Raw genomic sequence first — 24,743 nt, 5'->3', positions numbered from 1 at the left:
CAACCTCACAGTCCGAGAATCGTCGACGCGATGATGGTGCGCTGCACCTCGTTACTGCCGCCGTAGATGGAAGTCTTGCGATAGTTCAGGTAATGCGGGGCGCTGGTCTGAGCCCACAGCGGGGAAGAGATACCGTCGCCGGCGTCGAACGGCAGCGCATCCAGACCGGCGACTTCCACCGAGAGTTCGGTGGTCAACTGCTGCAATTGGCTCGCGCGCAGCTTGAGCACCGACGATGCCGGGTTGGGTTTACCCGCCGACGACCCCGACACCACCCGCATCTGGGTCAGTTCCAGGGCGAGCACGTCGTTCTCCAGTTCGGCCAGGCGGGCGGCGAACAACGGGTCGTCGAGTAGTCCGCTCTTCTTGGCGCGGGCCTTGATGTCGGCGAGCTTGACCTTGGTGCGGCCCACCTGCGTGATGCCGGTGCGCTCGTTACCGAGCAGGAACTTCGCATAGGTCCAGCCCTGGTTCTCCTCGCCGACGAGCTGATCGGCGGGCACCCTCGCGTCCTCGAAGAACACCTCGTTGACCTCGTAGCTACCGTCGATCAACTTGATCGGCCGCAGCGTGACCCCGGGGGTCTTCATGTCGATGAGCAGGAACGAGATGCCGGCTTGGCGCTTGGGTGCGTTCGGGTCGGTGCGGACCAGGCAGAAGATCCAGTCGGCGTACTGGCCGAGCGTGGTCCAGGTCTTCTGACCGTTGACGACGTAGCTGTCGCCGTCGCGGATGGCGGTGGTGCGCAGCGACGCCAAATCTGAGCCGGCTTCGGGTTCGGAGAAGCCCTGGGCCCACCAGATGTCCAGCGCCGCGGTGGGGGGCAGGAAGCGCTCCTTGAGCTCTTGGGACCCGAACTCGGCGATCACCGGACCGACCATCTTGGCGTTGAACGTCAGCGGTTCGGGCACGCTGGCCAGCTGCATCTCGTCGAGCCAGATCTGGTGCTGGGTCTGCGTCCAGTCCTTGCCGCCCCATTCGACCGGCCAGTTCGGCACCGCGAGGCCGTGGTCGTTGAGGATCTTGTGAGAGGTGATGATGTCCTCGTGGTGGAACTCCGTCGCGTGCCGGGCCCGCTCCCGGATGTCCTGGGGAATCTTCGTCGTATAGAACGTGCGAAGTTCGTCGCGGAAGGCGGCTTCCTCGGGTGTCAGCGCCAGCTGCATGGCGATCTCTCCTGCTCCGTCGTTGGACCTCTCTGCAGACTAACCACTTGGTTGGTCGACAAACCGAGGGCCCGAGGAAATCACCGCACCGGACGCAACACCACCACTCCGGGCACGGTCGCCAGGTAGTCGGCGAGCGGGGTGTCGACCACGGCCATCTCCGACGGCAGCGAGGACGCGTGGCGGAACACCGGGCCGGTCGGGGAGTCGACGAAGAGGCCGACGTGGGTGACGTCAAGGCCCCCGTCGAGCGCGTAGGCGCCCAGGTAGTCGCCGGTGCGCAACCGGCTGATGACCCCGCCGTCGACCTGATCGCTGGGAATGAAGGAGACCTCCCGGGCGACCACCGGTAGGCCGGGCAGATACACCCCGCCGGTGTCCTTCCGGTTGAGCTGTTTGGAGGTCCGCACCGCATCGTCGCTGACGCTGCCGGTGACGTCGGTGGCCACGGCAGGGTCGGCGGCGGCCCAGTCGGTGAAGAAGTGTCTCCGGTTGTCGAACGCGACGACGCCGTTCGTGTAGCGGACATCGGTGAGGCCGGCCAGGAAGGTCTCACGGTCGTCGGCGCGTTTGAGGGCTTCGACGTAGTCGGCGTAGGTGAAGCAATCCACCCGCTCCAATTCGACGACGAGTTGTTCGTCCTGGTCGGCCGAACCGACCAGGGTGTCCGCGCCGTACCGGGTGCCGAGGAACTGGGCTGAGACGGTGCCGGAATCACGGGCCTCAACGGCCAGCATCGCGTCGAGAATCTGCCCACTGGGCGCCGACATGCGCACCGCGGGAGACGCATCGGCGAGCACGGGAGTCGGCGCGAGCACGAGCAGTGCCACCACCGCGGCGACCCACATGCCCAGGCCCCGACCTCGGGTCCGGCAGAAAATCATCACGGGCTCCTTTGCCGTGGTCGACGGCTGCATCGAGTCTGTCGGCCACTGTACGGAGGTGGGCAGGCGCGCGGTGTCGGGTCACACTGGTAGGCGATGCGATACGCGAGCCATGTCCTGCCGGGCCGCCGTCGGTGCGTGGCGTCAATCGTGGCAACCGCTGTGGCGGTCCTGCTGGTCGCGGGATGCACGTCCGCGTCGAATCGCGAGCCGGCGGCCACCTCGACTCCGCCGCCCCCGGAGTCGACCCACCACCAGGTCGCCCCGGAACGTGCGCAGCCGCCGCTGGCGGCCGACCCGGCACTGCTGGTCGACGATCTCGTCACCGATGAACGCACGCTGCGTGACCCGGCGGCATCCGACGATGTCACGACCGCTGCGGCCCGGCGCCAACAGGCGGCTTACCGGGTGCTGGCCCGGCACCCGGAATGGGACGCAATCGCCCATCCCCGCGTGCCGGCCTCGCTGCGCGAGGTCTACGACCGAAACGTCGATGCCCGTCGGCAGCTTGAGGCAATGAGCCGGGGGCCGGGCAAGCCCACTGTGCCGGCTTGGCGCGTCAGCCCGCCGACTCCGATAGCCGAGCTGAGAAGGCTCTACGGCGAGGCCGAAGAAGCCTCCGGAGTGGACTGGAACTACCTCGCGGCGATCAACTTCGTCGAAACGGCCTTCGGCCGGATCCACGGGGTCAGCACGGCCGGCGCCGAGGGCCCCATGCAGTTCCTGCCGTCGACGTTCGCGGTGTACGGCCGCGGCGACATCTGGTCGCCCCGCGACAGCATCCTGGCCGCCGGTCGCTTCCTGGCTGCCCGGGGCTTCGCCCACGACCGTGACGCAGCGCTGTTCCGGTACAACAACTCGCGGCAGTACGTGCGGGCGGTCAACCACTACGCGGCACTGATCGCCGCGCACCCGGCTGCGTTCGAGGGCTTTCACCGGTGGGACGTCTATTACCGGACCGCCGCCGGTGATGTGGTGCTGCCTGTCGGCTACCAAGCTGACGAGCCGATTCCGGCGCAGGAGTATCTGGCCGCAAACCCGCAGTGAGACCACGTATTCGCGATCGGCTGGGGCCGCACAGTTCTACGATGGTGCATACGCTCGGATCGGAATGTTTCGAGGGAGGCCCCGATGCGCGACATCGTCCGACATTCGGTGTTCGGGGTGATGGCGGTGGCGCCGCTGGCCTCGATGCTGCTCGTGGCGCCGGGACCGGCCCGGGCCGCCGAGTGCGGCGCGGGCACGGTCTATGACCCGCCGACCGATACCTGTGTCGTCGCGCCGGCACCACCGCCACCACCGCCGCCACCACCACCCCCGGCGTGGAACGGCGATCTGACGCCGGGTTTCTCGATCGGCATCTGTGCGCCGATTCCGTTCGTGGCGTTGTGTACCGGGATCTGATCGGATCGTCCACCCGTTGGGACAGGTGACTTTCGGTCGGTTGCACACCGCTCGGGGAACCGTAAGCATCGGGGCATGAGTCGCGGACCTGACGCAACAGCCCAACGGGAGGTCGAGGACGCCGAGTTCGCCGGTCTGGCGCATGCCCGCAGCCGCGCCGACATCCTGGCCGCGCTGCGCACCACCGCTGCCGGTCTGGAGTCGGCCGACGCCGAGACTCGACTCGCCGAGACCGGCCCGAACCGACTGCCCGCACCACCGCACCGCTCGCCGCTGGTGCGCTTTCTCGCGCAGTTCAACAACGTGCTGATCTACATCCTGATCGCGGGCGCGGTGCTCAAGGCGATTCTGGGCGACTGGATCGATGCCGCGGTCATCGGCGCCGCGGCGATCATCAACAGCGTCGTCGGCTATCTGCAGGAGGGCAAGGCCGAGAAGGCGCTCGACAGCATCCGCGAGATGTTGTCGGTATCGGCTCGGGTGCTGCGTGACGGACAGTGGACCGACGTCGATGCCGAGACGGTGGTGCCCGGCGACGTGGTGCGCATCGGCTCCGGTGATCGCATCCCCGCTGATCTGCGCCTGTTGGAGGTCAACAATCTGCGGGTCGAAGAGTCGGCATTGACCGGCGAATCGGTGCCGGCCGCCAAGAGCGTCACCCATGTCGAGTCCGATGCCGGTCTCGGCGACCGGACCTCGATGGTGTACTCCGGCACCATCGTGGCCGCGGGTACCGGAGTCGGAGTGGCGACCGCGACGGGTACGGCCACCGAAATCGGACGGATCCAGACGTTGATCACCGAGGTCGAGGGCATCGACACGCCCTTGACTCGCAAGTTGGCGCAGTTCGGCCGCCAGCTGTCGGTGCTGATCTTGGCGATGGCGGCGGTGATGCTGGTCATCGGTAGTGTTTTTCACCAGTTTTCCGTCGACGAACTCATTTCCGCGGCAATCGCATTCGCGGTGGCCGCCATCCCCGAAGGTCTGCCGGCGGTGGTGACGGTGACGTTGGCGCTCGGGGTTCAGCAGATGGCCCGTCGTAAGGCCATCACCCGCAAGCTACCGGCGGTCGAGGCGCTGGGATCGGTCAACGTGATCTGCTCGGACAAGACCGGCACCCTGACCCAGAACGAGATGACGGTGCGCACCGTCGTCACCGCCCGCCACCGGTTCGACGTGACCGGTGCCGGTTACGCCCCGCACGGCGAGATCGAACTCGACGGCGCCGCCGCCGGTTTGGACCTGCATCCGGACCTGCGGGCACTGGTGGTCGCGATGTCACAGTGCAACGACTCCAGACTGGTCGAGACCGACGGCCGCTGGCGGGTGGTCGGAGAACCGACCGAAGGGTCGCTGCGCGCGCTGGCACACAAGGCCGGCGTCGAGCAGCCGATGATCCGGCGCGCCGAGATCCCGTTCGAATCCGAGCACAAGTTCATGGTCACTCTCGACGAGGCCCCCGACGGCCTGCGGTGGATGCACGTCAAGGGAGCCCCGGACCGCCTGCTCGACCGATCGAGCACCCAATCGCGCGCCGGAACGGCCGAGCCGCTGGACCGCGACTTCTGGCATGCGCGCATCGACGAACTCAGCCACCAGGGTTTGCGGGTGCTCGCCGCGGCGCGGCGGCCCGCCGAAGACGCGCAGACCATCGACATCGCCGATGTCGATGCCGGGTTGGAATTCCTCGGCATCGTCGGCATCGTCGACCCGCCCCGCCCGGAAGCCATCGCCGCGATCCAGACCTGCCACAGCGCCGGCATCCGGGTCAAGATGATCACCGGCGACCACGTCGGCACCGCCAAGGCCATCGCGCGTGAGATGGGCATCGGTGACGCGGGTGAACCGTCGGCGTTGACCGGAGCCGACTTGCAGGCGATGAGCCAGCCGCGGCTACGTGAGGCGGTGGGGCAGGTCGACGTCTTCGCCCGGACCAGTCCAGAGCACAAACTGCGCATCGTCAGCGCGTTGCAGGCCGAGGGTGACGTGGTCGCGATGACCGGGGACGGCGTCAACGACGCACCTGCCTTGACCCGGGCCGACATCGGCGTCGCGATGGGGGTCAAGGGCACCGAAGCGACCAAGGAAGCGGCCGGCATCGTGCTGGCCGACGACAATTTCGCCACCATCGAGCGCGCTGTCGAAGAGGGTCGCCGAATCTACGACAACATCCGTAAATCGGTGTTGTTCCTGTTGCCCACCAACGGATCTCAGTCGCTGGTGATCCTGGTGGCCGTATTGTTCGGGTTTGCGCTGCCACTGCAGCCGGTGCAGATCCTGTGGATCAACCTGGTGACCGGGGTGACGCTGGCCCTGGCGCTGGTGTTCGAGAAGGCCGAAGAGGGGCTGATGACCCGGCCGCCCCGGCCGGCCACCCAGCCGGTGGTGCGATTGGCCGATGTGTCGATGATCGCGTTGGTGTCGGTGTTGGTCGCGGGTGCGGCACTGGCCATCTTCTTCATCGGACGGGCCAATGGTTACCCGCTGGCGGTGGCGCAGACTGCCGCGGTGAACATGCTGGCGATGGGGCAGATGGCCTACCTGTTCAACTGCCGGTTCGTGTCTCGCTCCAGCCTGCGTGCGGCCGCGCTGCGGGGTAATCCGTGGGTGTGGCGGATGGTGGGGGTGCTGTTGGCACTGCAGCTGGTGTTCATCTACGCGCCGTTCATGAACACCTGGTTCCAAACCGCCCCGATCACGTTGCTGGGGTGGAGCGTGGCGCTGGGGTTCTCGGTGGTGATCTTTCTCATCGTCGAGGCCGCCAAGGCCGTCGGCTTTCGGCTCGGGTACTGAGCGGGCCGGCACGGGCGTCGTTCTCGGGTGTCACCGCTGGTTTGTCGGCCCGGCAGGGCAAGATTCTGGACATGGTGACGGAGGGCGGTGATACCGCGGCGCAACGCAAGGCGCGCGGCGCGTTCTTCACTCCCGAGTCCGTCGCCCGGTATGTCACCGAGTGGGCGGTCCGAGGTACCACCGATCGCATCCTCGAACCGTCATGTGGTGAGGCGGCGTTTCTGTTGGCGGCGGTGGACCGGTTGGCGGCGCTGCGTGCATCCGAGGGCCGCGGCCAATTCGCCGCCCTCGATGGCATCGAGCTGCACGCCGCCTCGGCCCGCGCCGCGCGTACGTTGTTGCGCAGCGCCGGAATCCGTGCCCGCGTGCGGGTGGGCGACTTCTTCACCGTCGACCCGACCGGCAGCTACGACGTGGTGATCGGTAACCCGCCCTACATCCGCTACCAGGACTTCTCCGGCACTGCGCGGGCCCGGTCCCGCGCGGCGGCACTGCGGGCCGGTGTCGGGTTGACCAACCTGGCCTCGAGCTGGGCAGCGTTCGCGGTGCATTCGGCGTTGTTCCTCAAACCGGGCGGCCGCATGGGCCTGGTCCTGCCGGCGGAGTTGCTCAGCGTCAACTACGCGGCCGAGGTACGTCGGTTCCTGTTGGCGTCGTTCGCCCGAGTCGACCTGGTGTTGTTCACCGAGCGGTTGTTCCCCGACGCGCAGGAGGAGGTGCTGCTGCTGCTGGCCGACGGCTACCGGCAGGGGCCGACCGACCACGCCTCGATCTACCAGGCGCGAAACGCCGCCGAATTGGCCACCATCGCCGCCGGGAGGACCTGGACCCCGGTGCGGCCCGAGGAGAAGTGGACACCCTCGCTGATGTCGGCCGACGCGTTGTCGGCGTACACCGATCTGCTCTCCGAGGGCGGCTTCACCGTGCTGGAGAGCTGGGGGGACACCACGCTGGGCATGGTCACCGGCAACAACAAGTACTTCGCGTTGTCACCCGCACGGGTGGCCGACCTCGGGCTGGAATCCACCGACGTGCTGCGACTCTCGCCACCGGGCAGTCGGCATCTGCGGGGGCTGGCGTTCGGTGCGGCCGCGCTCAACGCGCTGGGCCGTAGCGGGTCGGCCACCTGGCTGTTCCGCCCGGCGGGTGAGCCGTCGCCGGCAGCGTGGGCCTACATCGCAGCCGGGGAGGCGGCCGGCGTCCACACCGCTTACAAGTGCCGTGTGCGTACGCCGTGGTGGCGGGTGCCGAATCTGGCTCCGGCTGATCTGTTGCTGACCTACATGAATGCCGACACCCCACGCCTGTCGACCAACACGGCCAGGGCCGCACACCTCAACTCAGTGCACGGTGTCTACCTCGATGCCAAGCTCGGCAAGCTTGGCAAGGCGCTGCTGCCGTTGGCGTCGCTGACCTCGATGACCTTGCTGGGCGCCGAGACCGTCGGCCGCGCCTACGGGGGCGGGATGCTCAAGCTGGAGCCGCGCGAGGCCGACCGGTTGCCGGTACCGCCGGCGGCGCTGGTGCAGGCGGCAGCCGAGCGGCTGACCGCGATCCGCCCGCACGTGGCCGCCCTGCTGCGCCGGGGCGAGCTGCTGGAAGCCTCCACCTTGGTCGACGACGTTCTGCTGATCGGTGAGCTGGGCATGGCGCGATCCGCGGTCGGCGTGCTGCGCGAGGCTCACGCCGAACTGAGGGCCCGTCGGGTCGCCAGGGGTCGCCGTGGCTCGGATTGACGATCTGATCCTCGAGGCGATCACGGCCGCGGGGCCCAAGCCCCCCGACGACGCCGCGCAAAGCCAGAAGAATCCGTGGGGCCTCAAGATCAGCACCACGCTGGCGCTGGCGATCGCCCACGAACTGCGCCTGCGCGGAATGGAGGGTGCTCGGCCGGGCGAACCCGGAGACCCCGGGCACTCGGGCGCGGAGCGCAGACTGGCCGGCGGGTTGGGCGCCAAGAAGGTCGACGTCTCCTGGGCCACCGAGGAATCCGGCCTGCTGCTGGCCTGTTCGGTCAAGACCATCATGTTCCGCGACAAGCAGAGCGGCGGCTTCCAGAAGAACCTGACCAACCGGCGCGGTGACCTGTTGTTCGAGTCGACCACGCTGCATCGCCGGTTCCCCTTCGCGGTCGTGGCCGGCTTCCTCTTCCTCGACATCGGCGCGGCCGGCGACGACACCGATCGGCGCAACAGCACCTTTCAGAACGTGTTTCCCCGGTTCCGCTTGTTCACCGGGCGAGCCGACCCCGCCGACCGCGACGAGCAGTTCGAGCGACTCTATGTGCTGTTGGTCGACACCGACCCCGCAGCGCCGTCGGTCGTCTGCCACGAGGTGGACAATCCGGACGCGCCGGTCGCGTTGGGGGCGGTGTTCGACGACCTGATCGAGCTGACCGTGGAGCGCAACTTCGACATGTACGAGGCGACCGGCGAGGGCAGCATCAAGAAAGCCCGAAGCAAATAGCGGCGCAGAGCTGAGGATTTAGGTGCCCTATTGGCTGTCCCTGGTGCTGGGCGTGGTGGGTGGCGTCGTGCTGCTGTGGCTGCTGCTGATCGTGGCGCTGTGGCTGGCCAAGCCCGACGATGCCCGTCTGAAGGACGCCGTGCGCCTGCTGCCCGACGTCATCCGGCTGCTCAAGCGGCTGGCCACGGACCCGGCCACGCCGAAGGCCGTGCGGATCTGGCTGGTCCTGCTGTTCGGCTACCTGGCGCTACCGATCGACGTGGTGCCGGACTTCGTCCCCGTGCTGGGCTTCGTCGACGACGCCGTCATCGTCGCGCTGGTATTGCGCTACGTCACACGCACGGCCGGCGCCGAGGCCATCGAGAAACACTGGGCCGGGACCCCCGAGGGTCTTGCCGCTGTCCGGAAACTGTGTCGCATCACCGAATGACGTCACGCCGCTGTCGGAATACTCTTGGTCTACATTTCTAACGTGGCGCCTTAGCAGCAGTTGTGGGTCCGGTGCAAGGTACGCGAAACGGGGGACTAGGTGAGTAAGGCGTGGACCTTCTTGAGAGCCAACTCGTTTAGGGCTCTTCGCTGGACGATCGGAGTGGGAGTTCTCATCTGGTGTGTCTGGGGACTGCTGGCGGGCGACTTCGAAATCTGCTCGCTCGAAACGGTGACCGGGGAAGACGGTTCGACCGAAACCAGGACTTGCGACGGCCCGAGTGTCACGGACGCGGGTGTGGTCGCAGTGGCTTTGCTGATTCTCTTGATGCTTGCGCCCGACATGAGTGAAGTCGGCGTCTTTGGCTTGTCGTTTAAGGCTCGGTTGCAAGCAGCCGAAGGCAAGGCGGCAGCGTCGGAAGCGAAAGCCGACAAACTCGAAACCCAATTGCACATGCAGAGCTTGAGGGTCGATAATCTGGCCGCCGCCAACGCCCAGGCGACCGGGAACAACGTGTTCATCGGCGAAGAATTTCTCAAGCGCCTGTCGTCGGACCTACCAGACAAGGGCAGAGTCTTCCTTGAAGGTCTAGTGCCTCCTTTGACTAAAGGTCTTGCGCCTAGCCCATTGGCGTCTGACACGCAAGAGGGTTCGCCCGATCGAGTTGACGCCAGACTAGCCTTGCAGCTAATTGATAATTGGGAAATGCTCGCTGCCACACTTGATTTGCCTCCATATCGACCAGGGCGAGATGCGGTTCCTAGAGTTCCCGTGACAGCCGAAGATTCCCATCGTTTCCGGAATGTTTTCGCCGACGAGCTTCAGATCGTCAGGGCCGCGCGGAATACGGTTGCCCATTCGGCACCGATTTCGAACGACGACCTTCAGAAAGCCGTGGCCATGTCGGAGCAGTTGCTTGACATCTTGAGACGCACGCCACGCGGCTGGGACGCGAAGCTCTCCTGAGCTTGGACATTCGCTAGCTGAACCTGTTCCCAGTTTCCCGGACGGCTTCTATTGGCCCGTTCGTCGGCTTTGTCGGCTGGGCCGCCCGGGCTTACGTTCCCACTCTTGCGCGAACTTGCGCACCGCCGCGGCGTCCCATACCGCGCCGCCGCGCAGCTCGGCAAGTGGTGCCGGGAAAGCTTTGGTGGCGCGCAGTTGATGCACACGCTGGCGCGCCACGCCGAGATCCTCGGCGATCTCTGCCGCGGACATCAGCTCGGGCAGGGTCGGCTCGTCGGCGCGGCGCTGCTGCTCGTCCTCGGTGATCGTCTCCACCCCGATCGGCGGCCGGCCAATGATCTCGGCGGCGAGGTCGTAGCCCTCGCAGGTGGCCTTGATCATGTCGCTGATGGGTAGGTAGATCGTCATGGTGACCTGGTGCAGCTTCGGAATCCGGGATAGCGATCCGTCGACGCCTCGCTCATCGAGTGCGGTCTCCCACCCGTCCATCGTCGCCTCGTCGGGATCGACGTCGAAGGTGGTGCGCACAACCCAGTCGCTCACTGGCCCTTCCCCTTTCTGCGTTGGGCTTTCTGTTCTTTCTTGCTCGGTGGCGGGACCTGGAGGCCCGCTTTGCGGAGCGCGACGTGCAGATCGGCCATTCGGCGGCGCGGGTTGCTCGGCGTCGCCGGGTATCGGCCGACGTAGTTGCCTTGCGGGTCGTAGAACCGGGTGTAGCCCTTGGCGTCATCGTTGACGGTCCAGCCCTGCGACCGCGCCCACTTGGCGATGTCGGCGATGTCGCTGTTCACCTATGATCCCCTTAACTATTGCGGTATGTCAATATTTACAAGCAATGCGATACAACGTCAATAGTTTATTTGGAGGCTGGCCCGGCGCCGGGGAAGAACAGCGCTTGCCCTGCGCATATGGGGGCGCCTTTCTCGCGAGAACCGTTTCCGGCTCCGACCCCTCGCGTACTAGTGAATCTATACAGGGACGCTTTGGTGTCCCGGGACATGTCCCAGTTTCGCTGCAGCAAAAGGCTTGTGGCGGCAGCCAATATGGACTGATTTGCAGTATCTGGTGATGTCCGAACCGCGATAGCAATTGGTTCAAGGGACACGTCCTCGGGGAGGCCGTGGCTGATGATTCGTCGGTGTCCGATGGTATCTATGTGGCATGCTTGCCGGCATGCCGGTGCTCAACCTGCTCGACCGCGATGTCTACCTGTACTCCGAGGTAGACCGCATTGTTGGGCTGCGCCCGGGTACAGCTCGGCGGTGGATCAACGGCTACTCCCGGGCTGGGAAGCACCACGATCCGATCCTCCGAATCGAGCCTCGCGACACGGAGTGGGCAACGTGGGGGGAGTTTGTTGAGGCTCGGATCCTGAAGGAGTATCGCGAAGAGATCCACACACGACGTCTGCGTGAGGCCGTCAGTGCACTCCGCCAGGAGTACCGCCGCGACTACCCGTTGGCGTATTTGCAGCCTTACCTGTCCGTCGTCGACAAGGATCTGACCATCCGAGCGAACGACGCCGAAGCTCAAGTCGTCGTCCGCACTGGACAGAGTCTTCTCGGCGAGGGGTGGCCGGTCATCCAGCAATCGCAACTGGCGGAGGATGACAAGGGCATGAAGTTCGTCGCCGAACTCCCTCCGGACATCGATTTTCCCGACATCGTAGTCAACCCCAACCGCTACAGCGGCTTACCCACCTTCCGTGGCCGTCGCGTCTCGGTCGCGACGATCGCCGGAATGGTCGCCGCGGGTGAGGCCCCATCCGATCTCGCGGCGGACTACGGGCTCAGCCTGGCCCAGGTGGAAAACGCTGTCGCTTTCGTGGCGAAGCATGGAGCCGCGGCCTAGCGGCGGCCAGACGACACATACATGGTCGACCTCGAAGGCATCGTCTACGTCGTCGACGAGAATCTGCTGCGGATGGGCAAGGGCGTCATGGCCATTCGCAGGGACACTGCGCGATTCACCGAACCGCCGATCGATGAGCTACTACCAGAAGGCATGAACGACCCGGATTGGATTCCCACGGTGGGCGATCGCGGATGGGTGGTCATCACAAACGATCGCCGTATCCGGACGCGCCCGATAGAAGCGCAACTCGCGATCAACCACAAGTTGAAGGTCGTCCACCTGCACGGCAAGGTCGGTAACTCAACCGCCTGGGACCAGCTCACACGCCTGATTACGAGGTGGAACGCCGTCGAGACTCAGCTGGCGAAAGACCCAGACGGGCCGTGGTGGCTATCCCTGCGACGAACGAGCTCAGTCGTGATGCGATTTGAGCCCGGCAAAGTTGAACGGTGACGAGAGGTGCTTGAGCTTCGTGGGCGTTACTGGGCTGAATTCCCCGCGTGGCGGGTGGCCATGTCACTGCCGGATGGCAAATTTGCACCGTAAGCAGCGGATAGGCTGATCCGGGCTGAAGTGGGAAGGGCATAAGCCACGGCAAGCGTTCACGACGTCGCCGGAAACATCCCGCAGTAGCGCGGCCCAATGACAGCCAGGAAGCTTCAGAAGCTGTCTGACGACCGAACCGAGTTCTTTGTGCTGTGGTGGGACCATTCGCGGGCCGAGCGTGCAAGATCTACCCGAGCACGAGGTGGAAGTGAGAAAGATCGCCCCCTGGCTGGGAGCGGTTTGCGTAACCCGCCCCCGGTGGCAACACGTGGTCCAACACGGTGACTTATTCAGGCGAAGTCGATGGAAAATGGCGGTACCTTCCTCTGAGCAAGAATGACGTGAAGGAGCCACCGGAAGTGGGAGCAGATGAAGGTTCTCTGCAGCGGATAGATGATGTCTAACAACGACTTCCATAGACTCGCCGACCGTCTCGGCAGGGTGCACAACGCCGAGAGCGGTGACCAGATAGGTGTGGGTCGGCTCACCGCCGACCCGGAACATATTGTTCTGGAGTACCTGCCCGACGACGAACCGCGACAGTCGGGGTTGATGTCCCTGCCCCCACGGGAGGTGCCCGAGCGGCTGGTGTTCGTAGACTCATACGGCGTTGTCGGGTTAGACGGTTGCCGTATTCGACGTGCAACCCGCAGGGGCAACCAGCCGAGCCGTGTCGAGGTGCACGCGGACCACTCGATACAGCTCAAGCGTCCCGGTCCTGACTTCGCAGCGGTCAATAGTGTCCGCACCGAGATTGCAGGGCTTGCAACATGGGTGACGCATCAGTCGGCTGTTCACAAGGAGCTGTACAGCAACGATGCGGACCTGATCACCAGCGTCGTGTTCAAGGCAAGAGCTGGTAATCCCAAAGAGGTTGGCACCGAACACGGGTTGCAGTTCGTTCCGTACTTTGATGCGACATCCGAACGAAGCTTGTCGGGTGGGCGTCACGAGATCATCGAGAAGATGTTTGTGGAGACTCGCGTCGATGGCGACCCGTTGCCTTTGGACGTTCACCTGACAACACACCGCAACATTCAAGAACTGCTGGTGATTGCCTACGGGGTGCCGTGCGGTCAGCGGTTGTCGTGGGTGGCGTCGTCAGCGCGCCCCGGTGAGCGGGTCATTCCGTGCACGGGCGCAGGTGACCGGTGGCGCGGCGTCATCTCCACCTGGTGCGGTCGTGGTGACGCGGATGATCCGATGGAAGTGCCGCGCAAGCACACTCTGTTCGACTACCCCGACATCGGCGCGGCTGGCGTGAAGCGATGGGTGGAAGACGCCGATGACTGGTCGCGGGTGGTCGGTCCACTGGTGTTGTGGCATTTCGACAATGGCAGCTCCATCGAAGTGGAGCTGTTGCAGATCGGGGTTGCCATTGAAGCGCTGGGATACAAGATCGCGGTGCGCCAGGGGCTGATCCTGCCTGGTGAAAGTCAGTCTTTCCCGCAGTACCTGAGACGGATCGGTGAAACGCTGCGTTGCGATGTCGGACCCGTCATCACGGGAAGTCCTGATAATGGTGTGTCCGCCCACACTGACTACGATGCATGGTCGAACGATTTCAACACGCTCTACAAGCAGGCGAAGCACGCCGATCACCCGCTACCGGATGGTTTGCGGGGTGTCATCGCGGCGAGGTCGGGTGCGCTGCTCTTACGGATGTGGCTGTCCGTGGAGTTCGGTGTGGACCCCGAGACCGTGAACGACTACGCGAGGTACGCATAGGCTCAGCAGATGATCCACGAGCACCATCAGTGGCTGTCGGACGTAAACAAGTCCATCGTGGAATCGTTCGAGCGCGAACAGCCCGCGGCGCGTGAGCGGGGACGTGCCCAGGAGACGGGGCACGGCGTCGAATCCAATTGGGACGAGGCGCTCACCGATTGGCTGCCGCCTCAGTACGAGATCGGCAAACGCAAGTACCTGATGCTGGAAACCGAAGACGGTCCGTCTCTCACAAAGGAAACCGACCTCGTTGTGTTCCGCCCGCACTACCCGACGAAGCTCCGCAAGAAACACCATGTGCTGGCATCGGGTATCTCCGCCGCGTTTAGTGTCAAACGAACCGTTGGGCGCGAGGACATCACCGAAGCGTACGAAGACGCGATAACCCTCCGTCGTGGGATGCGGATACGTGAAGGCACTGAGAAGGCGTACCTGGTGCCACCCGTGTTCTACGGTCTGCTGGGACAGTCACATAACTGGAAAGCAGACAACAGCACCCCGCCTGAGAACGTCCAGGCGATAGCCAACGAGCTGGAGCGAGAGCTCGTTGCGGCGCCGCGTGAGGGGTTGGACTTAATCTGCATTGCCGACCTCGGTGCGTGGACACGAAAGACCTTCGTGTCACCGCAGCGGTTCCTGGACAGGCAGGTGAGGACCACTTCTGTCGGTGTCCAGCTCATGGGAGCAGTTGGTGAGGATTCCCGCGTGATGTCGGGGCTTGGGCGCGACTACGAACAGAAGAATCTGTCGCCGGTGATGAACTTGATCGGTGCGCTGTGGGACAAACTGGCGATCAACGACCCAACGCTGAGACCTCTCGCGGACGGGCTCAGGATCACCAAGACGATGGACACCAAGTTCCGCGTCGAAACCGGAGACAAGATGTACACGCTTTCTGAGGTGACCACACCAGAGATCGCCCAGAGGCATCGAAACTCGTCTCCGTGGGGTTATTGATCCGCTGGTGCCATTGCTCTCGGTGACGAGCGCCGTCCTCCCGCATTCAGCCGCAGGCTCCGCCCCTCTAGGAATACGATTCACGGCGGGGGTGCGGCAATGGGATCGAAGTTCGAGCGTGACCTAGAGCGGCAGCTCAAGAAGCTCACCAAAGACATGAATCAGACCATTTCGGTTCCGACTGAAGGATCTGAGAGCGCCGCGGTCGCGGCTGTGATCAAGGAGTACAAGAAAAAGTCCGGGGTGACCCTCGACCGCAGAGAGGCGCTCCAGCTAGTACGGGAAGCGCGCAAGAATGCCGAAAAGAACCTCTGACCCACTCACCGGCGCGATATAAACCCCTGTTCAAAGCACTGAGGTTGGTGCGAACAGGGTTTTTGTGGTGTGGGGTTGGCGGGGTGTCGGTGTGGGTGGCTGATGAGCTGTGCATCTGCGTGGCGTGCCGCTGGCGGTGATCGCAAAGTGGCTCGGGCATGCCGACGCCGAGACCACAGCCCGCATCTACGCGCATTCGCAGGACGATGCCCTGACGGCTGCGGGTCAGACGTTGAGGGAGATTGTCACGAGCAGTTCGATGCGAGTGTGACAACCTCGTGACACGCAGGACGGGAAGAGGCCTAGCGCGGGCGGTCGGGCTCCGCGTCACCGCAGGTCAAGCCAAACTTTGAGGGTGCCCCCGGCAGGATTCGAACCTGCGGCCTTCTGCTCCGGAGGCAGACGCTCTATCCCCTGAGCTACGGGGGCGCATGAGAGAACACTGCGCCGTTGGGCGTGGCCTAGCGTAGCGCATGACGGCGAGGCGAAACGGATTCGGGGCAGCAAGGCCCCAGACCATAGGATGAACCCTCGTGACCCCCGCCGATCTGGCCGAGCTGCTCAAGGCCACCGCTGCCGCGGTGCTGGCCGAGCACGGCCTCGACACCGCCGCTCTGCCCGCCACCGTGACCGTGGAGCGGCCGCGCAACCCCGAGCACGGCGACTATGCCACCAACCTGGCGCTGCAACTCGGCAAAAAGGTCGGCACCAACCCGCGGGAGCTGGCCGGTTGGCTGGCTGCTGCGCTGGTCGATCAGGACGGCATCGCCGCGGCCGACGTCGCCGGACCCGGGTTCGTCAACCTGCGCCTACAGGCCTCTGCGCAGAACGTCATCGTGGCCAACGTGCTGGCCGCCGCCGCCGACTACGGGCACTCGAGCGACCTGGGCGGGTGCAAGGTCAACCTGGAGTTCGTCTCGGCCAACCCGACCGGGCCGATCCACATCGGCGGCACCCGCTGGGCCGCGGTCGGTGACGCGCTGGGCCGGCTGCTGTCCACCCAGGGGGCCGAGGTGGTACGCGAGTACTACTTCAACGATCACGGCGCGCAGATCGACCGGTTCACCAACTCGCTGATCGCCGCAGCGAAAGGGGAACCCACCCCCGAGGACGGGTATGCGGGCAGCTACATCGGCGAGATCGCCACGCAGGTGTTGGCCAAAGAACCGGACGCGCTGAACCTGCCCGAGGCCGAGATGCGCGAGACCTTCCGTGCCATCGGCGTCAACCTGATGTTCGACCACATCAAGGAATCGCTGCACGACTTCGGCACCGACTTCGACGTCTACACCCACGAAGACTCGATGCACACCTCGGGCCGCGTCGACCAGGCCATCGCCCGGCTGCGCGACAACGGCGCCATCTACGAGTCCGACGGCGCCACCTGGTTGCGCACCACCGACTACGGCGACGACAAGGACCGGGTCGTCATCAAGAGCGACGGTCAGCCCGCCTACATTGCCGGTGACCTCGCCTACTTCCTGGACAAGCGCCAACGCGGCTTCGACCTGTGCATCTACATGCTCGGAGCCGACCATCACGGCTACATCGCCCGGCTCAAGGCCGCCGCGGCCGCCCTCGGTGACGACCCCGACACCGTCGAGGTGCTGATCGGTCAGATGGTCAACCTGGTCCGCGACGGTCAGCCGGTGCGGATGAGCAAGCGGGCGGGCACGGTGATCACCCTCGATGACCTCGTCGAAGCCATCGGCGTCGATGCTGCCCGCTACGCGCTGATCCGCAGCTCGGTCGACAGTCCCATCGACATCGACCTGGCGCTGTGGTCCTCGGCGTCCAACGAGAACCCGGTTTACTACGTGCAGTACGCGCACGCCCGGCTTTCGGCCTTGGCGCGCAACGCCGCCGACCTGGGCATCGCGGCCGATACCGCGCACCTCGACCTGTTGACGCACGACAAAGAGGGCACGCTGATCCGCAACATCGGAGAGTTTCCGCGTGTACTGAAAACGGCTGCCGCACTGCGGGAACCGCACCGGGTGTCGAGGTACCTCGAAGACCTCGCCGGCGACTATCACCGGTTCTACGACTCCTGCCGGGTGCTGCCCCAGGGCGACGAGCCGGCCGCCGAGCTGCACTCGGCGCGCCTTGCGCTGTGTTCGGCCACCCGCCAGGTCATCGCCAACGGATTGGGCATCCTGGGCGTCACCGCACCGGAGCGCATGTGATCGCCCACCCCGCCGGGCCCCGCCATGCCGAAGAAGTGCACCACGGCGGCACCCCCGACCGACCGCATGACCTCGCCGAGGTACTGATGCTCGCCCCGAATGTCTGGCCGCGCAATGCAGTCCGGGCAGATGACGGCGTCGTCCGGATCGCCGGTGTCGCCGTCACCGACATCGCCGCCGAGTTCGGCACCCCGGTCTTCGTCATCGACGAGGATGACTTCCGGTCGCGCTGCCGCGAGATCTCGGCGGCGTTCGGCGGTGGAGAGTTCGTCCGCTACGCCGCCAAGGCTTTCCTGTGCACCGAGGTGGCCCGGTGGATCGACGAGGAAGGACTCTCGCTGGATGTGGCCAGCGGGGGAGAGCTCGCGGTGGCCTTGCAGGCCGGCTTCCCGCCTGAGCGAATCGCGTTGCACGGCAACAACAAATCCGTCGCCGAGCTGACAGCTGCGGTGTCGGCGGGTATCGAGCACGTAGTGGTCGACTCGGAGATCGAGATCGAGCGGCTGGAGCGCATCGCCGGTGCGGCCGGCGTGGTGCAGGACGTGCTGATCCGCGTCACCGTGGGTGTCGAGGCGCACACCCATGAGTTCATCTCCACCGCCCACGAGGATCAGAAGTTCGGCCTGTCGCTGGCCAGCGGCGCCGCGATGGCCGCCGTGCGCCGGGTGTTCGAGGCCGACCACTTGCGGCTGGTCGGCCTGCACAGCCACATCGGATCGCAGATCTTCGACGTCGCCGGATTCGAGCTCGCCGCCCACCGGGTGATCGGCCTGCTGCGCGACGTGGTCGCCGAGTTCGGTTTCGCCAAGACCGCCCAGATGTCGATCGTGGACCTCGGCGGTGGCTTGGGCATCTCCTACCTGCCCCAGGACGACCCGCCGCCGATGACCGAACTGGCCGACAAGCTGCTGGCCATCGTCAGTAGCGAGTCAGCTGCGGTCGGACTACCCGCCCCCAAGCTGGTCGTCGAACCCGGACGGGCCATCGCCGGACCGGGCACCATCACCCTTTACGAGGTCGGCACCGTCAAAGACGTCGCAGTCTCGGCCGACCGTTACCGCCGCTACATCAGTGTCGACGGCGGCATGAGCGACAACATCCGCACCTCGCTCTACGACGCGGAATACGACGTTCGCCTGCTGTCGCGCACCAGCCAGGCCGCCCCGACCCTGTCCCGGGTCGTGGGCAAACACTGCGAAAGCGGCGACATCGTGGTCCGTGATGCATGGATGCCCGGCGATGTCGCCCCGGGTGACTTGGCCGGTGTCGCGGCGACGGGAGCATACTGCTACTCGATGTCGAGCCGGTACAACTTGATCGGCCGACCGGCCGTGGTGGCTGTGCGCGACGGGCGGGCCCGCCTGGTCCTGCGCCGCGAGACGGTCGAGGATCTTTTGAGTCTGGAAGTGAGGTGAACCGGTGACTGAGGCCGTCAGCAGTGAGATCGGCGTGGCCGTCCTGGGCCTGGGAAACGTGGGCAGCCAGGTGGTGCGCATCATCGAGCAGAGCGCGGCCGACCTGGCCGCCCGGATCGGGGCGCCGCTGCGGGTGCGCGGCATCGGCGTGCGCCGGGTCGATGCCGACCGCGGTGTCCCGGCAGCGCTGCTGACCGACAACATCGAGGAACTGGTCTCCCGCGAGGACGTCGACATCGTCGTCGAGCTGATGGGGCCGGTGGAACCCGCCCGCAAGGCCATCCTGGCCGCGCTGGAGCAGGGCAAGTCGGTCATCACCGCCAACAAGGCATTGATGGCGGTGTCAGCCGGTGAGCTCGCTCAGGCCGCCGAAAACGCGCATGTCGACCTGTATTTCGAGGCGGCGGTGGCTGGCGCCATTCCGGTCATCCGGCCGCTGACCCAGTCGCTGGCCGGGGACACCGTGCTGCGGGTGGCAGGGATCGTCAACGGCACCACCAACTACATCCTCTCCGAGATGGACAGCACCGGAGCCGACTACGCCAGCGCACTGGCCGACGCCAGCGCGCTGGGCTATGCCGAAGCCGATCCGACCGCCGATGTCGAGGGCCACGACGCCGCCGCCAAGGCCGCGATCTTGGCGTCGATCGCCTTCCACACCCGCGTCACCGCCGACGACGTCTACTGCGAGGGCATCACCAAGGTCAGCGCAACCGACTTCGTCTCCGCCCGCGCCCTGGGTTGCACCATCAAACTGTTGGCGATTTGTGAGCGGCTCACCGGAGACGCTGGGCAGCAGCGGGTTTCGGCGCGTGTCTATCCGGCTTTGGTGCCGCTGGATCACCCGTTGGCTGCGGTCAATGGTGCCTTCAACGCCGTCGTCGTGGAGGCCGAGGCCGCCGGCCGGCTGATGTTCTACGGCCAGGGTGCCGGCGGCGCGCCCACCGCGTCGGCGGTACTGGGTGACCTGGTGATGGCGGCGCGTAACCGCGTGCAGGGCGGCCGAGGTCCCCGTGAATCGAAGTACGCCAAACTGCCGGTGGCGCCGATCGGTGACATCGCTACGCGCTACTACGTCAACATGAACGTCGCCGACCGGCCCGGCGTGCTCTCGGCCGTCGCTGCCGAGTTCTCCAAACGTGAGGTCAGCATCGCCGAGGTCCGGCAGGAGGGCATGGTCGACGAGGGCGGAGCGCGTTGTGGCGCCCGCATTGTGGTCGTGACACACCAGGCCACCGATGCCGCACTGTCGGAAACTGTTGCCGCGCTTGCAGATCTGGAGGTCGTGCAGAGCATCAACAGCGTTCTTCGGATGGAAGGAACCACCGAGTGAGTACCGCTTCTGCCGTGCACAAGCCGTGGCCGGGTTTGATTGCCGCCTACCGGGACCGGCTGCCCGTCGAGGACAGCTGGACCCCGATCACGTTGCGCGAAGGTGGCACCCCGTTGTTGCCGGCTCCCCGGCTGTCCGAGTACACCGGCTGCACGGTGCACCTGAAGGTCGAGGGTCTCAACCCGACCGGGTCGTTCAAGGATCGCGGGATGACCATGGCCGTGACCGAAGCGGTGGCCCGCGGTCAGCAGGCTGTGCTGTGCGCCTCGACGGGTAACACCTCAGCGTCGGCGGCAGCTTACGCGGCACGGGCCGGAATCACCTGCGCAGTGCTGGTGCCGCAGGGCAAGATCGCGATGGGCAAGCTGGCGCAGGCCGTCATGCACGGAGCCAAGATCATTCAGATCGACGGCAACTTCGACGACTGCCTGGAACTGGCCCGCAAGCTGACCGCCGACTTCCCGACCGTCTCGCTGGTCAACTCGGTCAACCCGTTTCGCATCGACGGACAGAAGACCGCTGCGTTCGAGATCGTCGATGCGCTCGGCGATGCTCCTGATTTCCATGCGCTGCCGGTCGGCAACGCCGGCAACATCACCGCGTACTGGAAGGGTTACACCGAATACCACCGCGACGGCGTCTCCCAGCGGTTGCCGCGCATGCTCGGTACCCAGGCCGCCGGTGCGGCTCCGCTCGTGCTCGGTGAGCCGGTCAGCGATCCCGAGACCATCGCCACCGCCATCCGTATTGGCTCGCCGGCGTCCTGGAGTTCGGCAGTGGAAGCCCAGCAGCAGTCCGACGGTCGTTTCCTGGCCGCCACCGACGAGGAGATCCTGGCCGCGTACCACCTGGTGGCCCGCGCTGAGGGAGTGTTCGTCGAACCCGCGTCGGCGGCCAGCATCGCCGGCCTGCTCAAGTCGATCGAAGACGGTTGGGTCGCCAAAGGATCCACCGTCGTCTGCACCGTCACCGGGAACGGACTCAAAGACCCCGACACTGCGCTGAAGGGTATGCCCGCGGTCATTCCCGTCCCCGTCGATCCGGTCGCCGTGGTGGCGAAGCTGGGTCTGGTCTAGGCGCTGTTCATGACGCTCACACTGCCGCCCGGGCTGACGGCCAATGCTGTGGTTGCGGCATCGAGTGCCAACCTCGGGCCGGGTTTCGACAGTCTGGGTCTGGCGGTCAGCATCTATGACGAGATCATCGTCGAGACAACACAATCCGGTCTTGTTGTCCAGGTCGAGGGTGAGGGGGAGGGGCAGGTCCCCCTGGATTCCTCGCATCTGGTGGTGCAAGCGATCGAGCGCGGTCTGCGTGAGCTCGGAGTGGCGGCGCCGGGGATGATCGTTCGGTGTCGCAACGACATTCCGCATTCGCGGGGTCTCGGTTCGTCGGCAGCCGCCGTTGTCGGAGGACTCGCCGCAGCCAATGGCCTTGCGGCTCAGGTAGATGGCACGCCGATGAGCGAGTCCCAGTTGATTCAGCTGTCTTCGGAGTTTGAAGGACACCCGGACAATGCGGCCGCAGCGGTCTGCGGCGGTGCGATCGTGTCGTGGACCGAGACTGCCGGCCACCACGGCGATGCCCCCCGCTATGCGGCGGCGCCCATCACATTGCACCCCGATATTCACCTGTTCGTCGGGATTCCGCAGGTGCGTTCGTCGACGGCCGAGACCCGGGTCCTGCTGCCCGAACAGGTCAGCCACCACGACGCACGGTTCAATCTGAGCCGGGCGGCACTGCTGGTGGTGGCACTGACCGAGCGACCCGACCTGCTGATGGCTGCGACCGAAGATGTCCTGCACCAACCTCAGCGGGTGCCGGCCATGCCGGCCTCCGGGGAATTTCTGGCCGGTTTGCGCCGTTGTGGGGTTGCGGCGGTGCTCTCAGGTGCTGGACCGGCGGTGCTGGCGTTGAGCACTCAACGTGAACTGCCGGCCGAAGCCGTCAGGTTCGGTGCCGACAACGGGTTCGCGATTGTGCGGACCTCGGTCGGCAGCGGCGTGAAGTGGGCTTCTGGAGTGGTGGTCGGTAGCTAGGTGAGTGGCTAGCACAGGTGCACCGGGCGCCAACATGCCGACCATGGCTTTCTTGCTTCCGTCCCGGATGCGAGTTATCCTCGCAATCGTCCAGCAATCGCAGCGTCTGTGCCTGCGCCGACACTAGGACGACCACTCTTCTTTCAGGTGTTCAATTTGTGGACTGACGGTTCGTCGTTTTTCGACGATGCCCGGCGATCACCGTTGCAGTGGCAATGGTGTGACCTTCGCGATCAGCGGATCGGCTGACCGCACCGAACCCCCGCGTGACTCGGTCAGCGAGGGAAGAAAGGAAATCCGTGACCGATACGGACCTCATCACGGCTGGTGACAGCGCCAATTCCGGTGAGCTGCCCACCTCCGTGAGCCCAGAAGTTCCCCCCTCCACGGGCGACAGCGCGGCCCCGGCCGCGGCGCGCCGCGGTGGTGCGTTGACCAGCATGGTGCTGCCCGAGCTGCGCGCGCTGGCGAAGGAACTCGGCATCGATGGTGCCTCGGGGATGCGCAAGGGCGACCTGGTCGCCGCCATCCGCGAGCGCCGTGGATCGACAAGCAATGGCGCCCCGGCCCCGAGTGCCCCCGCCGGCGACGCGTCGGCCGCGGAATCCGGCGACACGGCTCAGGCTGCCGAGGCCCCCGCCGCGCAGGCGCCCCGCCGCGAGCGTCGCGGCGCCTCGCGTGACCAGGGTAAACCCGGCGGTGAGCAGGGCGCTGGCCAGTCCGACGGTGGCCAGTCCGACGGGGCCACGAGCGCCGACTCGGACAAGAGCAACCGCGTCGAACGGGGCGGCCGCGGCAACCGCGACGTTCAGGATGCGAAGGCCGACCGGTCCGGCGACACTTCGGATTCTTCGGAGAAGGCCGATAGGGCGCAGAAGTCCGAGAAATCGGGCAACGATTCCGACAATCGCTCCGATGGCGACCAGCAGGGCGGACAGAACCGCGGCCGCGCAGACAACAACCGCTCCGACACCGGCGACGACGACGGCGAGGGCCGTCAGGGCCGGCGCGGACGACGGTTCCGGGACCGCCGGCGGCGGGAACGCGGCGGCGAGGGTGGCGGCAATGCCGAGGCCGAGCTGCGTGACGACGATGTCGTCCAGCCCGTCGCGGGCATCCTCGACGTGTTGGACAACTACGCCTTCGTGCGGACCTCCGGCTACCTGGCCGGCCCCAACGATGTCTACGTGTCGATGAATATGGTGCGCAAGAACGGTCTGCGTCGCGGGGACGCCGTCACCGGTGCTGTCCGCGTGCCCAAGGAGGGTGACAGCGGCGGGGGGCAGAATCCGCGGCAGAAGTTCAATCCGCTCGTGCGCCTCGACAGTGTCAATGGCAAGCCGGTCGAGGAGGCCAAGAAGCGGCCGGAGTTCAACAAGCTCACGCCGCTCTACCCCAACCAGCGTCTGCGTCTGGAGACCTCCGGGGACAAGCTGACCACCCGCGTGATCGATCTGATCATGCCGATCGGCAAGGGGCAGCGCGCCCTGATCGTGTCGCCGCCCAAGGCCGGTAAGACCACGATCATGCAGGACATCGCCAACGCGATCACCCGCAACAACCCGGAGTGCCATCTGATGGTCGTGCTCGTCGACGAGCGCCCCGAAGAGGTCACCGACATGCAGCGCTCGGTCAAGGGTGAGGTCATCGCCTCCACCTTCGACCGCCCGCCCTCGGATCACACCCAGGCTGCCGAGCTCGCGATCGAGCGCGCCAAGCGTCTGGTCGAGCAGGGCAAGGACGTTGTCGTGCTGCTCGACTCGATCACCCGGCTGGGCCGCGCGTACAACAACGCCTCCCCGGCTTCCGGGCGCATCCTCTCCGGTGGCGTGGACTCGACCGCGCTGTATCCGCCGAAACGCTTTCTGGGCGCAGCCCGCAACATCGAAGAGGGCGGATCGCTGACGATCATCGCCACCGCCATGGTGGAAACCGGCTCCACCGGTGACACGGTGATCTTCGAGGAGTTCAAGGGCACCGGTAACGCCGAGCTCAAACTCGACCGCAAGATTGCCGAGCGGCGCGTCTTCCCGGCAGTCGACGTCAACCCGTCGGGTACCCGCAAGGACGAGCTGCTGCTCTCGCCCGACGAGTTCGCGATTGTGCACAAGCTGCGTCGGGTGCTGTCCGGGCTGGACCCGCACCAGGCCATCGATCTGCTGATGAGCCAACTGCGCAAGACCAAGAACAACTACGAGTTCCTGGTTCAGGTTTCCAAGAACACCCCCGGTGGTGCCGACGTCGACTGAATCGGGTCCGCC

Annotated in this window: 21 protein-coding genes, 1 tRNA gene and 1 pseudogene; 18 read left to right on the top strand and 5 right to left on the bottom strand. The window is 65.7% G+C overall.

Going from position 1 to position 24,743, the window contains the following annotated elements; all coding sequences use genetic code 11:
- Positions 1 to 5: 5 nt before the first annotated feature.
- Together KXD98_RS18555 and KXD98_RS18550 are read right to left on the bottom strand one after the other, a co-directional pair.
- On the bottom strand, positions 6 to 1,166 hold the full coding sequence (locus KXD98_RS18555) for an acyl-CoA dehydrogenase family protein (RefSeq protein ID WP_260759806.1): 1,161 nt from the start codon (positions 1,164 to 1,166) through the stop codon (positions 6 to 8).
- An 80-nt stretch (positions 1,167 to 1,246) separates the two neighbouring features.
- Positions 1,247 to 2,050, bottom strand: coding sequence for an N-acetylmuramoyl-L-alanine amidase-like domain-containing protein (locus KXD98_RS18550; RefSeq protein ID WP_396881602.1), 804 nt, complete (start codon positions 2,048 to 2,050; stop codon positions 1,247 to 1,249).
- Positions 2,051 to 2,146: 96 nt separating this feature from the next.
- Here KXD98_RS18550 and KXD98_RS18545 point away from each other — a divergent pair, with 96 nt between their 5' ends.
- The 7 genes from KXD98_RS18545 (at position 2,147) to KXD98_RS18515 (ending at position 10,109) form a co-directional block, all read left to right on the top strand.
- Positions 2,147 to 3,097, top strand: a complete 951-nt coding sequence (locus KXD98_RS18545; RefSeq protein ID WP_260759805.1) for a lytic transglycosylase domain-containing protein — start codon at positions 2,147 to 2,149, stop codon at positions 3,095 to 3,097.
- Between the two features lie 84 nt (positions 3,098 to 3,181).
- Entirely contained in the window at positions 3,182 to 3,454 is a 273-nt protein-coding gene (locus tag KXD98_RS18540) for a hypothetical protein (RefSeq protein ID WP_260759804.1), read from the top strand.
- A 75-nt stretch (positions 3,455 to 3,529) separates the two neighbouring features.
- Complete coding sequence (locus KXD98_RS18535; RefSeq protein ID WP_260759803.1) at positions 3,530 to 6,247, top strand: HAD-IC family P-type ATPase; 2,718 nt, start codon at positions 3,530 to 3,532, stop codon at positions 6,245 to 6,247.
- Positions 6,248 to 6,318: 71 nt separating this feature from the next.
- Positions 6,319 to 7,983: a class I SAM-dependent DNA methyltransferase gene (locus KXD98_RS18530; protein WP_260759802.1), complete on the top strand. Its 1,665-nt coding sequence runs from the start codon at positions 6,319 to 6,321 to the stop codon at positions 7,981 to 7,983.
- Positions 7,970 to 8,713: a hypothetical protein gene (locus KXD98_RS18525; protein ID WP_260759801.1), complete on the top strand. Its 744-nt coding sequence runs from the start codon at positions 7,970 to 7,972 to the stop codon at positions 8,711 to 8,713. Before KXD98_RS18530 ends, KXD98_RS18525 begins: the two co-directional genes overlap by 14 nt.
- 22 nt (positions 8,714 to 8,735) lie before the next feature.
- The gene (locus KXD98_RS18520; RefSeq protein ID WP_260759800.1) at positions 8,736 to 9,143 is read left to right on the top strand and encodes a YkvA family protein; all 408 of its coding nucleotides are present in this window, start codon (positions 8,736 to 8,738) and stop codon (positions 9,141 to 9,143) included.
- Between the two features lie 162 nt (positions 9,144 to 9,305).
- Positions 9,306 to 10,109: a hypothetical protein gene (locus KXD98_RS18515; protein ID WP_260759799.1), complete on the top strand. Its 804-nt coding sequence runs from the start codon at positions 9,306 to 9,308 to the stop codon at positions 10,107 to 10,109.
- Positions 10,110 to 10,157: 48 nt separating this feature from the next.
- Here the strand turns inward: KXD98_RS18515 and KXD98_RS18510 are convergent, their stop codons facing one another.
- The gene (locus tag KXD98_RS18510) at positions 10,158 to 10,652 is read right to left on the bottom strand and encodes a hypothetical protein (RefSeq protein ID WP_260759798.1); all 495 of its coding nucleotides are present in this window, start codon (positions 10,650 to 10,652) and stop codon (positions 10,158 to 10,160) included.
- Positions 10,649 to 10,900, bottom strand: a complete 252-nt coding sequence (locus KXD98_RS18505) for a hypothetical protein (protein WP_260759797.1) — start codon at positions 10,898 to 10,900, stop codon at positions 10,649 to 10,651. Before KXD98_RS18505 ends, KXD98_RS18510 begins: the two co-directional genes overlap by 4 nt.
- A 370-nt stretch (positions 10,901 to 11,270) precedes the next feature.
- Between KXD98_RS18505 and KXD98_RS18500 the strand changes: the two genes are divergently transcribed.
- The 5 genes and pseudogenes from KXD98_RS18500 to KXD98_RS18480 all read left to right on the top strand — a co-directional run bounded on the left by KXD98_RS18500 (position 11,271) and on the right by KXD98_RS18480 (position 15,509).
- Complete coding sequence (locus KXD98_RS18500; protein WP_260759796.1) at positions 11,271 to 11,960, top strand: DUF433 domain-containing protein; 690 nt, start codon at positions 11,271 to 11,273, stop codon at positions 11,958 to 11,960.
- A gap of 21 nt (positions 11,961 to 11,981) precedes the next feature.
- A pseudogene (locus KXD98_RS28580) lies at positions 11,982 to 12,260 on the top strand (hypothetical protein); the annotation flags it as partial.
- A 642-nt stretch (positions 12,261 to 12,902) separates the two neighbouring features.
- Complete coding sequence (locus KXD98_RS18490; RefSeq protein WP_260759794.1) at positions 12,903 to 14,237, top strand: hypothetical protein; 1,335 nt, start codon at positions 12,903 to 12,905, stop codon at positions 14,235 to 14,237.
- Positions 14,238 to 14,246: 9 nt separating this feature from the next.
- On the top strand, positions 14,247 to 15,194 hold the full coding sequence (locus KXD98_RS18485; protein ID WP_260759793.1) for a DUF6602 domain-containing protein: 948 nt from the start codon (positions 14,247 to 14,249) through the stop codon (positions 15,192 to 15,194).
- A 99-nt stretch (positions 15,195 to 15,293) separates the two neighbouring features.
- The gene (locus tag KXD98_RS18480) at positions 15,294 to 15,509 is read left to right on the top strand and encodes a hypothetical protein (RefSeq protein ID WP_260759792.1); all 216 of its coding nucleotides are present in this window, start codon (positions 15,294 to 15,296) and stop codon (positions 15,507 to 15,509) included.
- Positions 15,510 to 15,865: 356 nt separating this feature from the next.
- On the opposite strand, the gene KXD98_RS18475 is transcribed toward KXD98_RS18480, so the two are convergent.
- Positions 15,866 to 15,938, bottom strand: a tRNA-Arg gene (locus KXD98_RS18475).
- A 104-nt stretch (positions 15,939 to 16,042) separates the two neighbouring features.
- Between KXD98_RS18475 and argS the strand changes: the two genes are divergently transcribed.
- From argS to rho, 6 genes are all read left to right on the top strand, one after another.
- Positions 16,043 to 17,695 (top strand): arginine--tRNA ligase, encoded by a 1,653-nt coding sequence (gene argS / locus KXD98_RS18470; RefSeq protein ID WP_260759791.1) that lies wholly within the window; start codon positions 16,043 to 16,045, stop codon positions 17,693 to 17,695.
- Between the two features lie 86 nt (positions 17,696 to 17,781).
- Positions 17,782 to 19,110, top strand: coding sequence for a diaminopimelate decarboxylase (lysA, locus tag KXD98_RS18465; RefSeq protein WP_260765292.1), 1,329 nt, complete (start codon positions 17,782 to 17,784; stop codon positions 19,108 to 19,110).
- A gap of 4 nt (positions 19,111 to 19,114) precedes the next feature.
- The gene (locus KXD98_RS18460; RefSeq protein WP_260759790.1) at positions 19,115 to 20,443 is read left to right on the top strand and encodes a homoserine dehydrogenase; all 1,329 of its coding nucleotides are present in this window, start codon (positions 19,115 to 19,117) and stop codon (positions 20,441 to 20,443) included.
- Positions 20,440 to 21,519, top strand: a complete 1,080-nt coding sequence (gene thrC, locus KXD98_RS18455) for a threonine synthase (RefSeq protein WP_260759789.1) — start codon at positions 20,440 to 20,442, stop codon at positions 21,517 to 21,519. The genes KXD98_RS18460 and thrC overlap by 4 nt, the downstream gene beginning before the upstream one ends.
- Before the next feature lie 9 nt (positions 21,520 to 21,528).
- The gene (gene thrB, locus KXD98_RS18450) at positions 21,529 to 22,482 is read left to right on the top strand and encodes a homoserine kinase (protein ID WP_260759788.1); all 954 of its coding nucleotides are present in this window, start codon (positions 21,529 to 21,531) and stop codon (positions 22,480 to 22,482) included.
- Positions 22,483 to 22,781: 299 nt separating this feature from the next.
- Positions 22,782 to 24,731: a transcription termination factor Rho gene (rho, locus tag KXD98_RS18445; RefSeq protein ID WP_260759787.1), complete on the top strand. Its 1,950-nt coding sequence runs from the start codon at positions 22,782 to 22,784 to the stop codon at positions 24,729 to 24,731.
- The last annotated feature ends 12 nt before the right edge of the window (positions 24,732 to 24,743 follow it).

The sequence above is a fragment of the Mycobacterium sp. SMC-4 genome (assembly GCF_025263265.1).
In the GTDB taxonomy this organism is placed as follows: Bacteria; Actinomycetota; Actinomycetes; order Mycobacteriales; family Mycobacteriaceae; genus Mycobacterium.
Note: the sequence above shows the minus strand (reverse complement) of the source record. Positions and strands in the feature narration are given on the sequence as shown.

Excerpts from the sequence above, each read along its gene's own strand:
- KXD98_RS18555 (WP_260759806.1), bottom strand. The coding sequence starts at position 1,166 with ATGCAGCTGGCGCTGACACCCGAGGAAGCCGCCTTCCGCGACGAACTT.
- KXD98_RS18550 (WP_396881602.1), bottom strand. The coding sequence starts at position 2,050 with ATGATTTTCTGCCGGACCCGAGGTCGGGGCCTGGGCATGTGGGTCGCC.
- KXD98_RS18545 (WP_260759805.1), top strand. The coding sequence starts at position 2,147 with ATGCGATACGCGAGCCATGTCCTGCCGGGCCGCCGTCGGTGCGTGGCG.
- KXD98_RS18540 (WP_260759804.1), top strand. The coding sequence starts at position 3,182 with ATGCGCGACATCGTCCGACATTCGGTGTTCGGGGTGATGGCGGTGGCG.
- KXD98_RS18535 (WP_260759803.1), top strand. The coding sequence starts at position 3,530 with ATGAGTCGCGGACCTGACGCAACAGCCCAACGGGAGGTCGAGGACGCC.
- KXD98_RS18530 (WP_260759802.1), top strand. The coding sequence starts at position 6,319 with ATGGTGACGGAGGGCGGTGATACCGCGGCGCAACGCAAGGCGCGCGGC.
- KXD98_RS18500 (WP_260759796.1), top strand. The coding sequence starts at position 11,271 with ATGCTTGCCGGCATGCCGGTGCTCAACCTGCTCGACCGCGATGTCTAC.
- KXD98_RS18490 (WP_260759794.1), top strand. The coding sequence starts at position 12,903 with ATGATGTCTAACAACGACTTCCATAGACTCGCCGACCGTCTCGGCAGG.
- KXD98_RS18485 (WP_260759793.1), top strand. The coding sequence starts at position 14,247 with ATGATCCACGAGCACCATCAGTGGCTGTCGGACGTAAACAAGTCCATC.
- KXD98_RS18480 (WP_260759792.1), top strand. The coding sequence starts at position 15,294 with ATGGGATCGAAGTTCGAGCGTGACCTAGAGCGGCAGCTCAAGAAGCTC.
- lysA (WP_260765292.1), top strand. The coding sequence starts at position 17,782 with ATGCTCGCCCCGAATGTCTGGCCGCGCAATGCAGTCCGGGCAGATGAC.
- thrB (WP_260759788.1), top strand. The coding sequence starts at position 21,529 with ATGACGCTCACACTGCCGCCCGGGCTGACGGCCAATGCTGTGGTTGCG.